The following is a 13,395-nucleotide window of genomic DNA, read 5'->3' as shown; positions in this document are numbered from 1 at the left end:
GGTGCCGTGCTATGCACGCCGGACCCATATCGACCCTCAAGAGCCATTCGATCTAGTGTGATGCAGATGGCCGATACTGATCTTGGAGCGGCCATACGACGTCGCGCCGATGCTGCCATTCGTAGATGGGGTGACGAAGGTGAGATACCTTCAACCACTAGACGCTAGGCCTTCTTGATGCTTCAGCAGCCCTCAGACCGGTCGGCGGGACCACTCGCTCGCGCGACCGCACGCCGAGGAACGCACATTAGCTTGGTTGTCCAGAAGTCATCTTCGAAGATACCGTAAGGTACGCGTGCGAGCCCGTAAGCCAGGTACCTTAATGGTTCGGCATCACCGCCTTGGCAATCTCCGAAAGGAGCTGGCTTTGCTGATATGGCTTCCGCAATTTCGGAAGATCGGCCTCTGTGCCGGCGGGCAATTCCGCGTAACCAGTTGCAAGAATGACCGGCAAGGAAGGCCTCAGCAATTGAGCAGCCTTCGCCAGTTCGAGTCCAGTCATTTTGGGCATCGAATAATCTGTCAGCATCACGTCGACCTCGCGGTCGCTACGTAAGACTTCAAGCGCGGCGTGACCTGAATTCACCTCAATCACGATTTGCCCCAGATCTTGCAGCAGGAAAGACGTGCTGGAGGAAATCAGCGGATCATCGTCTACAACCAGCACCGTCGCCCGTAACTGCGGGGTATCTTCCTGAGCGTCACTATGCAACGCTTCCGAGATGACGGACGTGGCACGTGTGTCAGCGACCGGAAGCCAGATCGTTGCTCGCGTGCCGCTTCCTGATTCGCTCTCTAGACGGAGCGCCCCGTGCAACTGACGGACCAGACCATGAATCATGGATAAGCCGAGCCCCGTTCCTTTACCTAATTCCTTCGTCGTGAAGAACGGCTCAGTGGCTTTAGCAAGCGTTGCGGCATCCATACCTGTGCCAGTATCGGCGACAGTCACACGAACATATGCCCCATCCGCCAGTTCACTGTCATCCATCAAATACAAGGTGTCGACTGTAATCTCAATGATACCTCCGTCAGGCATAGCGTCACGGGCGTTCACGACGAGGTTCAAGATTGCAAGTTCGACCTGGTTCGCATCGGACATCGTGAATGGGAGATTGGTAACCGCGTTCACTCTCAGCTCGATTACCGAGGTGAGCGATCGTTCGAGCAGGTCGGTCATTCCAGACACTAATCCCGACATCTGCACGGGCTCAACCTTGAGCACTTGTTGGCGCGCGAACGCAAGAAGCCGTTGCGTCAGTGCGGCACCTCGTTGCGCGCCCTTGAACGCGCCATCCACTAATCGGCCGACGCGTTCCTGTGAGGGCACTTCTTTTCGCACGAGCTCCAGATTCGCCATGATGGCCATGAGAAGATTGTTGAAATCGTGCGCGATGCCGCCAGTCAACTGCCCGATCATCTCCAGTTTCTGAATCTGCCTTAACAACTTCTCGGTGTCTTCGCGCTGTCGAATTTCTTCGAGCACAGTACGATGGGCATTCTGGAGTTCGGCCGTTCGCTCCATAACTTTCGCTTCAAGCGTCTCATTAACTCGACGCAGCTGATCGTCCGCTGTCTTGCGCGCAGTGATATCAGAAGACACGCCGACCAGCCGAGACGCCTTTTCACGACTATCAAGCACTATACGTGCACGGATGTCGACCCACCGAATTGATCCATCAGGTACGACGACGCGATATTCAATCACGTAATCACAGCCCGTCTGGGCGCTGTTTCTCACCGCGGCCTGCATTCTCGGTCGATCTTCTGGGTGGACACTGGCAATAAGCTGCTGATAGGTGAAACTCTCGTCCTCACCACGTCCAAAAATCGCCTTGCAGGTCGTTGATGCTGTCAGCGTCAAAGTATCCAGGTCTAAAGTCCACGAACCGAGCTGCCCAGCGGTTAAAGCTGTGCGTAGGCGCAGCTCCCCTTCATGCAACTCCTCGATCCGGGCCCGAGCCTCAAACTGGCGGCGTCGGCCGCGTACCGCAGTCTCCACAACGCTTACGAAGGTGGTTGGGTGAAATGGTCGCTCAATGAACGTCACGTTTCCAAGCGCATTAGTCAGCCGCTCGGCCACAAGCCTGCGATCGGTAGTGCCGATTCGACGCGTTAAAACGATAAACGGTAAGTCGGACCATGGGGGCTGTGCTTCTATCCACTGTGTCAGCGCATTGATGTCAGCGCCATTCAACGCCTCGTCAGCAACGATTGCACAACAAATATCGTCGCTCAGTCCAGCACATAGGTGCCGCAGATCGGCACAGGCTTTGGATTGGACTCCAGTTGCAGTCAAAAGCTCTTGAGCTACGCTCAGGTCGCGTCCAAACGGCGTAAGAATGAGGGCCGGACAGTGTTCGATCTCTGACATCCGACGGCTAGTCCTGTTTCGGCGTGAGAAGCGGCGCGGAATTTCCTACAAAAGTCGGTACTCCACGCAATACACCCTGGAACTCGTTTAGTGGGCCCCCTAGCGTCAGCCCTTTGGAACTGATACGAAACTCGCGGATCGACTCTTCATGTGCGCCCGTGCGTTTCTTGATCACGGATACTGCACGGCGGACGCGACCTAGCGCCTCGAAATAGCGAAGAAGGATCACGGTGTCCGCCAGGTAAGTGACGTCTACCGGCGCTTTCATATCCCCAACGAGGCCATGTTGCGCGACTGTCAAGAACGTGTTGGCGCCCTGCCGGTTAAGATATTGGAGGAGTTCATGTATATGCAGTACGAGCGCATTCTCCTCAGGCATGGCCGCCTGGTAGCCGTTCAGACTATCGATGACGACCGTTTTTGCTTGCATCTCGTCGACGCTGGCCCGCACTCGGTGAGCAAATTCGCCGGGTGACAATTCAGCAGCATCCAACTGTTCGATATGCAGCTTGCCCGACTCTTTCATGGCCTGAAGATCGATTCCCAGAGTGCGGACCCGATCAAACAGTAGCCCGAGCTCCTCGTCAAAAACGAACATCGCCGCCTTTTCGCCCCGCCGCACAGCGGCCGCAACGAATTGGATGGCGAACAAGCTTTTCCCGGTCCCAGCAGGTCCGAGAATGAGTGTACTGGAGCCCTGCTCCACCCCCCCACCTAGCAGGGCATCCAACTCCGCGACATCGCTTGTCATCTGAGTTCGCTCGAAGCTGGTGCGATGTTCACCAGACACCAATCGTGGGTAGACTGCTACACCCCCCTTCTTGATCGCGAAGTCATGGTAGCCACCCCGAAACTTCTGTCCTCGGTACTTGAGCACCCTAAGACGTCGCCTCTCCGCACCGTATTGTGGCGATAGTTCCTCCAACTTGATGACACCATGAGCCACGCTATGCACCGTTTTGTCGGCAGCTTCGGATGTCATATCGTCTAGCAGCAAGACGGTCGCATCGCGACCTGCAAAATAATGCTTAAACGCAAGGATCTGTCTACGATAGCGCAACGAACTCTGCGCAAGCAGACGAATCTCCGAGAGGCTGTCGATCACGACTCGCATGGGCCGAATCCGCTCGAACTCTTCAAGGATGGCGCGCGTCGTCTCACCTAATTCCAGGTCGGACGAATAAAGGAGCGTCTGTTGTTGTTCCGGGTCCAGCAGGTTCTCCGATGGGCTAACTTCAAAAATGCTTATCTCGTCTGCGAGCGTCCACCCATGTGAGAGTGAGCTCCGTCGCAGTTCGGAAGTCGTTTCTGACAAGGTAATGTACAGGCAGGGTTCGCCCAATTCTGCGCCAGCCATCAGGAAACGAAGCGCTATCGTCGTCTTGCCGGTGCCAGGGCTTCCTTCAAGCAAAAACACGTTGCCCCTGCTTAGGCCACCGGCAAGGATGTCATCCAAGCCGGGCACCCCGGTTTCTGCGTAGGTAGAATCGAGGGTGTTAGCGTCCATCGGTTGCTCCGAGCTTCTTCATCACTTTATTCGGGAGACGGTATTGAGGAATATGGGGTAACAATTGCGCCAGCGATGAGCGGGCGTTGCCTAACTCGTACGCACACTGCAGTTCGAGCCAAAACATGGCCGAGATTCCGCATAACGCTTCAAGCCTCACCGCCATTTCTGGTGTAACGCTTGCGCTCGCGTCGAAGATCCGATGTAAGGTTTGACGAGACACACCCAGATCTCGAGCCGCCTGGCTAACCGAGAGATCCAGATACGACAGCACAAATTCCTTCAGAACGCCGCCCGGATGTCGGGCTTCGCGAAGGTAATGCGCTACCTCCAAGGGTACTGATTCAGACATGGGTGTAACCTCCTGCGTGACACATTGGTCAGCATAGCACGTCCCCGTCGCTGCGGACGCACGGCTGATCCAAGCCGTGCTACGCAGTTTGGTTCAGAAATTAAAGCGGGCTACTTGTTCGCGCGAGCATTGCTTATTGTCAAAAAGCGTTTTTTGGTCACATGCTCAGCAGCGTCGCCGCATTCACGCACGGGATGGTGCAGAGAGTGTCGTACTTGGAATTGGCACCCACATCGTTAGTAGTCCGATCCCTATTTAAGTGAGCAATGAAGTGCTATCCATCGCCGCCGTCCGGAGGAAGGTCTGCTCTGTCGCGCAGAGAAAGCGAAGGCCGTAAGCAGGCATATATTCAAACGGGGCTCGGCCTACGGCGGTAATGGACTAGACGTCACGCGCAATATACGGCGGCTTCCGCGGGAGGAGCGGCCGCTCAAGTGGCCTTTGGCCGACAAGGAGAATTCGGCTCGCCGCGTGCCCCGGAGGCTAACGTCGTCAGCCCGGCCGGTTTGTCATAAGTAACACTGGGAATGCGCCCAATTGTATGCATGCGAGCCGGTTCTGCCACCGTGCGCATATAACTAGGCGGGTGCATTGCCGTCGTTCAGCGGCTGATATTACCCACTTCGCTAGAACAAGCGGCGCGACTCAAATCACCAACGCCGCATATTACCGCTGTAGATAATAAGCAGGCGTGTGATGACAACGCCTGAGAAGGCCCGGTTATCGTCCGTCACTTCATCGAAAACGGGGCCGGCGGAGGCGGACGAAAATAGGCATCTAACAGCGCGCGGCGGAAGCGATCTAATGCCTGTTGATAGCGTTTCAAGACAATAAGGGATTCCACGACGAGAAAGTCGTTTCTTAGCCGGTCATCCACTCCTAGCGATTCCATCGCCACCATCAACCCGGTTAATTGATGGCCTGTCTGACTATTGGAAACCGATGCTTCCGAGAATTGCAGATTGAGACTTTGAGCGGCGATGAGAATTTCGTTTCGGTTCATACTCCAGTGTACGACTTAGCTAAATTGAACAGCGTGTCCGAAAGGGGTCGGTTTACTGCACATAGTAGGAACTCCGACGGCACGGGCGTCACTCATAACGCAGTGACCGCTTCTCTTCGTTACGTCATCTCGCTCTCGTACCCGGCGGGTGCTGCTCCTGTAAGTGACGTTTTGCGTGCTGGAGCCGGCCAGAAGACGGGAGATATACTGGTCGCGAAACAGCCACGCATGGATGGCGGTTGGGCGACTGATTGTCGAGGGACACCCGTCGTCTGCGTGCCCGTGCGCTGGAACGGCCCAAAGTCCGATGACGGCCGCCCCCTTCCTGACGGCGATCGGCGGCACGCGACTCGGCCGGCCGTCGACCCAAAGGACTTCCGTGTCGCTTCTCGGTTGACCACCTTTCAATGCCGCTGATGCCGGAGAAATGCCTGCCCTCACGGCCGATGGTTTCGAGCCAAAATCGCGGCTTCACTATCAAACCATAACTCTTTTGCTGTAGTACCCGGACAGTTGCGTGCAGCCATCTAACAGCGACATCATCGGCGGCGAAAAGATGAACCGTCTTCGTGTTCGCGCTCGGTTACGTCTGCAAAAGTGATCGCTACACCGATTACCGCGCCTGTCTCCGAAAGATAGGGAAACACCTTTCGAAGAAAGCATCGGCCGCTGTCGTCGCTTATTGCCGCTTCGCGTGGCTCGCTTGCCTCGAGTACGAGGTGAATGTCAGCATAGAAACGCGGGTCGTCGAATACCGGGACGAGATCGTCGATCCGACGACCGGTATCGGTAGGCCTGAGCGGAAACACGTTCCGCATCGAAGGCGTGAACCACCGAAGCCTCAAGTCCGTATCGAGAAACATGGACATCACGGCCCCTGACAGCAGCACGTGGTTTTGCATGGCGAGCTGGGCGATATTTCTCTGCAGCGAGACGTTTGACTGGTTGAGGTCTTGGTTGCTGCGACCAAGCTCCTCATTCGATGCCTTCAGCTCTTCATTGAGCGCAAGCAGTTCTTCGTGCGACGCGTCCACCTCTTCGCGCGAGATGCGGGCTTCGTTCTCCCAATCGACAGTCGCGCCGACACTGAGATCATCGTGCAGGACGGAGGATCCGCTTGCATCAGTTGCATCAACAGCATGGTCTTGCCGTATGAACGCTGCGAGTATGCGGTCCCATGAGGCGTCTGTTGACGTTTGGAGCGGTGTGAGTCGTATGCCTACGCGTACGTCCCCCAGGAAATCGGCCTGTAGATTGCTCAAAACTCTTGCCTCGTGTTCTGTCAGTACCTGCTGGATGGCGTGCCGCAAGGGTGCGGCCCATGCTCGTGGCACGAGATCGGTCAGGTCGAGGGAGGGCTCGCCCGCTGGCAACCGCAGAAGGCCTCCGGCGTTACCGTATATGCGCAGGACCCTGCATTGATCGTCTTTGAGCACCGACGGAATGTCGAACTGCTCGTATGCGAGGCGCAGCGCAGAAGAAGACAGCACTGCCTGATCCGGCACCGGTCTGCGCACGGACATTCGCTGTCGCCCTTCTTCCATCGGGCCGACCTTCCTGTATATGTTCCACTTGGCAGAGACAGCCGTGAAGCCCTGGACCTTGAGCGGGTGTGTCTCGCTCTTGCCGAGAAAGAGGACCCCCCCTTCCCTTAACGCTCCGTGCAGGACACGAAGTAATTCTGCGACCGTCTCTGGTTCGAGATAAATGAGGAGGTTGCGGCAGGTGACAAGGTCAAGACCTGAAAAAGGTGGGTCCGAGATCAGATCCTGCGGAGCAAATACAAGTTTTTCGCGCAGGAAACGTTTGATGCGAAGCGCACCGTCTACTCTGTAGAAATACCGGCTCTGACGCGCCTCCGTGACACCGGCCAATGACCGGGTGGGGAACAGACCACGACTCGCTTTTGCGACAAGCTCGGGCGCGGCGTCGGTCGCGAAGACTTGAAATTGAAATGGCTTCTCCCGTTCGTGGGCGAGCTCGTCGAGAAGCATCGCGACAGAGTATGCCTCCTGTCCCGTCGAACATGCCGGGGTCCATTATACGCAATGTTCGTTGGTTATCGAATCTGGACACGAGTGGTCCGAGCACCTCGTCACGCAGGATTGGCCAGGCATCACCATCGCGAAAAAACTCTGTGACGTGTATCGGAATCTCGCGCACCAGTGATTCCAACTCGACCGGATCATCTTCAATCAACAGTGCATAGTCATCGAAGGACCAGACCTGTCGAGCCTCCATGCGCTGCTGGATACGCCAAAGCAACGGCGCGGGCTTGTATCCGCCCAAGTCGAACCCGACGCGCTGGCGAACGAGGCCGATAATTCGCTCGAGCGTTTCGGACGTATCATTTATAGAGCTAGCAGATGGTTCGGGGCGAACATAGTCGGGGCGCGTACACGCCACGATTTGTTGACCAATGGCTGCAACAGGAAGAACATGATTGTGAATGCCGCGTCGTATCACCGCGTTAGGCATGCCATGGTGCAGCGCCGTGAGCGGGTCTTGAACGATGACCACGCCACCTGCCTGCCTGATGCGCGCCGCGCCGGCGGTACCGTCCATGCCTGTTCCGGAGAGAATGACCACGACCGGATGCGGCGTCTCGCGCTGCGCAAGACTTTCGAAAAATGAGTCGATCGTGTCAAGGCCGGGACGCCGGCCGCCACCTTCCGCTGGTCTCGTGCGAAATATGTTGTCCTCAAGCGTCAGAATGTGATCTGGGGACGGAATGTAGACGCAGCCGGCCTCCGGCCGGATCCCGTCAGCGGCAGGGAGAACAGGCAAGCGTGTCCACCTGGCGATCAGATGCGCAAGGCTGCTGGACTGTCCGGCCGGCAAATGCTGCAGCACCACCAGAGCGAGAGTCAACGAGGGCGGAAGCCCTTCGAAGAGTTTCTGCAAGGCGGTAATACCGCCCGCCGACGATCCAATAGCGACAATCGGTACACCGTCTGCCCCTCCCTCGAAGAACCGCGAGTCGGCCATGGTCCCCTCCCGTAAAGTCGCTCGACTGTCCAGACGACTTCCTTGTCGAACAATTCTTTTGCCGCTTGCTGCCCAATGCGGCGAGTTCTTTTGTGCTAGAGGCGATCGGCGTTCTGCCACTCCTGGGCGTCATCTACCCGGTCACTGGGACCATTTTCGATGAAATCATCCTCAAAGGTTTGTCCGACCAATTGATCATAGTCTGCCGGCTCGCCGCTGACGATAGCGCGGAACATCTGGATCAATGCGTTGCCATCTCGTAGATGTGCGACGACAACCCGCGCAGTACGTAAAGAAACGGTTTCCCGAACAGGCGGAACTGCACTCCCGTCGTGTAGTTCGAAAGCGAAGCGATGGACTTCCTCATGTCCTTCTGGCAGTTGACTATGTCCCCAAATTGTCGCTTTCACCCTCGCGTCCTGAAGTTTTTTACGCTGGAGCAGCAACGCGCGTGCCATAAGGCACTGGCAGGGCCACCGTCTCTATCAAGCGTCGATTTGGCGCTACAAAGTCGGTTGATGGCCGGACTGACGACTAAGCCATTATGGCTGGACCGCGTTACCGACGAGAATGTGCGTCAACGTCGTTGCATTACACTGTCCTTGCTCGACCAGTTCTTGTTCGCTACACCCCAGCGACCGTTCCTGCCATGCCGGAGGTCCGCGATCGACCGAATCCCAAGGAGACGTTTTCGTCTCGCCTGCAAGCCGCAACTTGGTACGCAGCCTTGGGCGGCATGGAAGCTGTGCTTTGAAGCAGACGACGGCAGCCGACATGCGGCGATCGTCGACGACCGGGATCACTGGAAGCCCAGACCAGATGAACGTATGTTGGTCCCTTAGCTCTGCCGGCACTGAGCCTGGAGTCGGGCTGCGCCCGTTCAAAAAGCGGGTATTGCCCAATCGCGCGTCCAAGTCAGTTCTCATTCTATGCATCATGCAGCGACGAGATCGGACTCAGACGGCTTCTTGGCATTTTTCGTGCTAAAAGCCGGTGAGGAGGTGGCTGGACGATGAGAACCGACTTTCCTGACCTCAGTGCCGTTGAAAGAGCTATCAATCAATGCGAGAAGCAGATCGCACGGGAGACCGATCGGCTCGTGAAGCAGACAAAACTTGGAATTGACCCTTCGGCGTCACGTAGATTGCTGTTCGCATACCATGAAAGCTTGATGGCGCTAAAGCGTGCAAAGCGGGTTTTAGAAAAGCCGGTGAAGGCGTCGCCGTTTCCGGTAAATCAATCGCCGTCAGATAGGAAATAATTTAGCGCCGCGAAAACGAAGTTCGACGGTATCGGCATTTGGCATGCTAGGGAGGCAAAGGAGACAACAAACTGGGCGCTTCCCCGGGGGTGGCCTATGACACGGAATGAAATTCTCATCGCCATCCAGCTCCTGCACGCACAAATCGAAAACTCCGTGATGACTGAAGAACAGTCGCGGAGCCGACTCGGCGAACTGATCGTCGCAACGGAGCTCTTGCGAATGGATGATATTCTGGCGGACGAACTTTTCTTGGTGCGGTCCTTGATGGGCCTAAAGCGCCACCAAAAGGGCCCTAGGCCGTCTTAAAACCGCACTGATTGATGCTTTCTTTCGCTCCCCTAGCCCGCCAGCCTAGCCTACCTCCGCGACTCGGCGGTCCGCTGCAATCGACTGTTCGATCGGGTTCCTTTCGACCGCTCGCCAGTTGCCGTACCCGCATCGTCACGTGTTTCAGCTTCTTGTAGTTCGCCGCCGTCCGGTCGTTTCCATTGGTGAAAATCGCAACTGGCTGCGTCGGTCTATGCAGGATGGAAGCGGCGTGCGCGCCATTGACCGGGCGCGATCAAACCCTGAGGTGCCCGAAGCCGGCAGGTATTCATGGCAATCAGGGTCATGTTCCGACGTTCCGACAAAGATGCTGGACTTGACGCTGACCTTCGCGGCCGCTTCGGGCTGTCATTGTCACTCGTGAACCCCCGCAGATATTGTCCACCAAGGTCCTTCCGAAACCCGTGCTAACCACCTTTGGCATCAGCAAGATACCTGGACCGCGCTGCAGGCGTTTGGAACCGCGATTTGCGCGTCGAGCATCCTTACGCTAGTCATCACGCAGCTGATCGACGTCCGCACGAAGAGAAAGGAAGCGCGCGGCAGGCTCAGACGGCCGCTTTCGGCGTCGGCGAGCCGCTCGAGCGTCTTTGCTCCTCTACAGTGAATGACCGGAACTGGCCGCGTAGAGGCAATGCCAATTGCGATCTGGTCGCCGAAAACCGGCCATTGAGCGTGGGCGGACGAGACCTTTGAGATCCGCGTTGGATGGAGACCCCGCCCCAGCTTTGTGGCCGCGTTGAGACCTGCGGACGTGACTAGGACCTGCGTTGCAGCGCCATGCTGGCCGCGTAACAGCTGTTAAGGAACCTCTGCAAAAGCCCGTGCGAGTCAAAACTCTAAGTAGTACTATCGCATAAGGAAACGGCCTTGGAACCTCACGATGACGCAACTTCATCTCGGCTTGAACCTGTCAACCAAGCGCACGCGCAAACGCGACTTCCTCGACGAGATGAGACGCGTCGTGCCTTGGTCAAGGCTGATTGCGTTGATCGAGCCGGATTATCCAAAGGGGAAGACTGGGCGTCCGCCATTTCCGGTTGCTACGATGTTGCAGATTCACTTCATGCAGCAGTGGTTCGGTCTGTCGGATCCGGCGATGGAAGAAGCACTCTACGATATCCCGCTGTATCGCGAGTGCGCAGGCCTCGATGATGCGATGGCCCGTCTCCCAGACGAAACGACCATCTTGCGATTCCGACATCTGCTTGAAACGCATGGTATCGCCGCGAAGATCCTCGCGGTGATCAACGAGGTATTGAGCGAGAGGGGATTGATGCTCGAGGCGGGTTCGGCGGTCGACGCCACGTTGATTGCAGCGCCTAGCTCGACAAAGAACGGCTCAGGTTCACGCGACCCGGAGATGCAATCGACCCAGAAAGGCCGCAACTGGTACTTCGGCATGAAAGCGCACGTCGGCGTGGACGCGGAGTCAGGCCTGGTCCACACGGTCATCGGCACGGCGGCTAACGTACACGACATCAATGCAGCACCATCGTTGTTGCACGGCGAAGAAACAGATGTTTACGCTGATGCGGGATATCAGGGCATCGAAAAACGGCAGCAAACAGACTCGGCTCGATGGCATGTTGCGATGCGACCCAGCAAACGAAGACAGCTGAACCTGAAGAATCGTGTCGATGCAATATACGACAAAATCGAACGACTTAAAGCTGGCATTCGTGCGAAGGTCGAGCATCCTTTCCGAATCCTGAAGCGCCAGTTTGGCTACATGAAGACGCGATACCGGGGATTGGCGAAGAACACCGCTCAGATCACCACGTTACTTGCGCTGGGCAATTTATGGATGATGCGCAAGGCGCTGCACAAAGCGTAGAGACGCCGCGCACAACGAAGTGGGCTCCCGCTCTCGCTCCATTTGACAAGCCGTGCGCCCTAGCGATTCTCTCACCGACATTGGCAGGCCGACATGTCGCGACAAAACGTCAGCCCCGGCATCTGTTCGCGTCTTGCCATCGTCTGTATTGGACGCAGGTCCTCTAAAACGTGTTGTGCAGAGCTTCCTTAACAAATCGCGCCGTCCAATCGCCTTGAATCAAAGTTGTTGACCGTTTTCAGTTCCTCGCAATTATTCGAACCTTCAAGTCCCCGTGTGCCAGCGTGCAGCGCGGACGCTTACTCTCGCGGGGTCACCGTAAGATATGCAGAACCTCAGAGCCGGCGTGCTCCAAGGCAAAATCGATCGCACGCAAGACAAGTCGCGGTTTTGCTCGACATTGCTGGCCCAGCGCTTTCCCGTCTGGTGAGCATGTCGCCTGCTTGTCGCCGCACTGTAAGCAGTTCCCATCCGAATTGCGCCGCAAGGCGTTCGCACGCCGGACCGCTGTCTTTCCATTCGATGCGACCGAGATCGGAATGCACGAGTGACCCGCAGGCCCGCGTGGCCGATCGCATCGAGATGACGCGGGACGGCCAACGCACAAGCGACGCTGTCTTTGCCCCCACTCACACCAATCGCGACGACAGCATCCGATGCCAGCACCGCGGCGACCTCCGGCGTAACTGCGACCTCTCTCGCGTGAACGCAGACACGTTGATGATGATGCGCGGCGCGCGCAACGAGGACAGATCGATGGTTTGAGGCATGGCGAAGAGGAATCGAAGAGGATGAGTCATCTTCGCAGTTGCAGCCCGAAGTCAAGGCGGCGAACTGGCCGTGCAAGCAGGTGCGAGAGCACTCGGCTAAAAAGAAAGACCCCCTGGAATGCTCCAAAGGGGTCCTGGTATCACACCTAACTTACCCCGGCGAATCATAGCGAATCACCTGATGGGCGCAAAGGACCAATGAGAGCGAATTTACCCTCGCTCTTCGGCAGTAGGATGAGCCGCCGATAATTAGAATAAAATCTCTCTCAGGTTCGTCACGGCCCTCGGATACAAGACGAACTTTAAGCGCCGCTTCCGCATGGATCCGGCGCTTTTTTTGCGGCTGCGAATGCTGATCGCGTCGTTGTTGCTCGAACGAAGCCGATCAATGAGAAGAGGCATAGCGAAATCGCGAGCTTTCCTGCGTTCAGCGCCGCGCTGGATCAGTAGACTAACGTCATTCCCCGCGCCTTCAGCGCATCGACGTACCCCTCCAGCGTGCTGGAGGTTCATTCTTCTCTCCAGCCGTCGTTGATGGCTATCTTCTGGCGACCACGTGTTGGTCGCCTTTTTTTCGTCCCGTTGGGAGCCAATCCCTATGGGAGACGGCTCCCTTTTTCTCGGAGCTGTCTATGTCTCGCAATCTCGCACCTGTCGTCAAAGTTTCCAGCAACAACGGTTTCACGGCGAATCAGCGTGTCGTTGGTCAGGACGTCGAGGCCAGCCCGCCGCAGTTCTACACCGGTCGAATCAATTCGGTGTGGAGCGACGGTACCGCGGTCGGACCTGGGACTATCCGCTCAATCATCAAGCCGAGCGGCATCTCGTGAGCAGCGGTCACGTCAGACTACATCACCTCAACCGCACCACCTCGTAGCTCCCCTTAAATGACGCGTCCGGCGCAGTTTGCTGGACGCCGTTTCGTCTTTTCCGATGCCTGGAGCTTCCCTTCAGGGGCGGCTCCCTCTCTGAT

General features: G+C 56.8%; 8 protein-coding genes and 1 pseudogene. 2 read left to right on the top strand and 7 right to left on the bottom strand.

Annotated features, from left to right (window positions below):
• Positions 1-319 precede the first annotated feature (319 nt).
• The 7 genes and pseudogenes from QCE88_RS38760 to QCE88_RS38730 all read right to left on the bottom strand — a co-directional run bounded on the left by QCE88_RS38760 (position 320) and on the right by QCE88_RS38730 (position 8,682).
• The gene (locus tag QCE88_RS38760) at positions 320-2,374 is read right to left on the bottom strand and encodes an ATP-binding protein (RefSeq protein WP_309911161.1); all 2,055 of its coding nucleotides are present in this window, start codon (positions 2,372-2,374) and stop codon (positions 320-322) included.
• Between the two features lie 7 nt (positions 2,375-2,381).
• A complete protein-coding gene (locus tag QCE88_RS38755) occupies positions 2,382-3,881 on the bottom strand; it encodes an ATPase domain-containing protein (protein WP_309911160.1) in 1,500 nt (499 codons plus the stop codon).
• Positions 3,871-4,233 carry a HigA family addiction module antitoxin gene (locus QCE88_RS38750; protein ID WP_309911159.1) on the bottom strand — a complete coding sequence of 121 codons (363 nt, stop codon included), beginning with the start codon at positions 4,231-4,233 and terminating at the stop codon, positions 3,871-3,873. Before QCE88_RS38750 ends, QCE88_RS38755 begins: the two co-directional genes overlap by 11 nt.
• Before the next feature lie 730 nt (positions 4,234-4,963).
• Positions 4,964-5,236: a hypothetical protein gene (locus QCE88_RS38745; protein ID WP_309911157.1), complete on the bottom strand. Its 273-nt coding sequence runs from the start codon at positions 5,234-5,236 to the stop codon at positions 4,964-4,966.
• 539 nt (positions 5,237-5,775) lie between these two features.
• The gene (locus QCE88_RS38740) at positions 5,776-7,230 is read right to left on the bottom strand and encodes a CheR family methyltransferase (protein WP_309911156.1); all 1,455 of its coding nucleotides are present in this window, start codon (positions 7,228-7,230) and stop codon (positions 5,776-5,778) included.
• A 247-nt stretch (positions 7,231-7,477) separates the two neighbouring features.
• Positions 7,478-8,224: pseudogene (locus tag QCE88_RS38735) on the bottom strand (chemotaxis protein CheB); the annotation flags it as partial.
• 95 nt (positions 8,225-8,319) lie between these two features.
• On the bottom strand, positions 8,320-8,682 hold the full coding sequence (locus QCE88_RS38730) for a hypothetical protein (protein ID WP_309911155.1): 363 nt from the start codon (positions 8,680-8,682) through the stop codon (positions 8,320-8,322).
• A gap of 2,016 nt (positions 8,683-10,698) precedes the next feature.
• Here QCE88_RS38730 and QCE88_RS38725 point away from each other — a divergent pair.
• Complete coding sequence (locus QCE88_RS38725) at positions 10,699-11,652, top strand: IS5 family transposase (RefSeq protein ID WP_309911153.1); 954 nt, start codon at positions 10,699-10,701, stop codon at positions 11,650-11,652.
• Positions 11,653-13,054: 1,402 nt separating this feature from the next.
• Positions 13,055-13,252, top strand: a complete 198-nt coding sequence (locus tag QCE88_RS38720; RefSeq protein ID WP_309911152.1) for a hypothetical protein — start codon at positions 13,055-13,057, stop codon at positions 13,250-13,252.
• Positions 13,253-13,395 lie beyond the last annotated feature (143 nt).

It is taken from the genome of Caballeronia sp. LZ035, assembly GCF_031451175.1.
Classification (GTDB): domain Bacteria; phylum Pseudomonadota; class Gammaproteobacteria; order Burkholderiales; family Burkholderiaceae; genus Caballeronia.
Note: the sequence above shows the minus strand (reverse complement) of the source record. Positions and strands in the feature narration are given on the sequence as shown.

What these genes read in the sequence shown, in the direction of transcription:
- QCE88_RS38740 (WP_309911156.1), bottom strand. Translation starts at nt 7,230, where the DNA reads ATGCTTCTCGACGAGCTCGCCCACGAACGGGAGAAGCCATTTCAATTT.
- QCE88_RS38760 (WP_309911161.1), bottom strand. Translation starts at nt 2,374, where the DNA reads ATGTCAGAGATCGAACACTGTCCGGCCCTCATTCTTACGCCGTTTGGA.
- QCE88_RS38755 (WP_309911160.1), bottom strand. Translation starts at nt 3,881, where the DNA reads ATGGACGCTAACACCCTCGATTCTACCTACGCAGAAACCGGGGTGCCC.
- QCE88_RS38730 (WP_309911155.1), bottom strand. Translation starts at nt 8,682, where the DNA reads ATGGCACGCGCGTTGCTGCTCCAGCGTAAAAAACTTCAGGACGCGAGG.
- QCE88_RS38750 (WP_309911159.1), bottom strand. Translation starts at nt 4,233, where the DNA reads ATGTCTGAATCAGTACCCTTGGAGGTAGCGCATTACCTTCGCGAAGCC.
- QCE88_RS38720 (WP_309911152.1), top strand. Translation starts at nt 13,055, where the DNA reads ATGTCTCGCAATCTCGCACCTGTCGTCAAAGTTTCCAGCAACAACGGT.
- QCE88_RS38745 (WP_309911157.1), bottom strand. Translation starts at nt 5,236, where the DNA reads ATGAACCGAAACGAAATTCTCATCGCCGCTCAAAGTCTCAATCTGCAA.
- QCE88_RS38725 (WP_309911153.1), top strand. Translation starts at nt 10,699, where the DNA reads ATGACGCAACTTCATCTCGGCTTGAACCTGTCAACCAAGCGCACGCGC.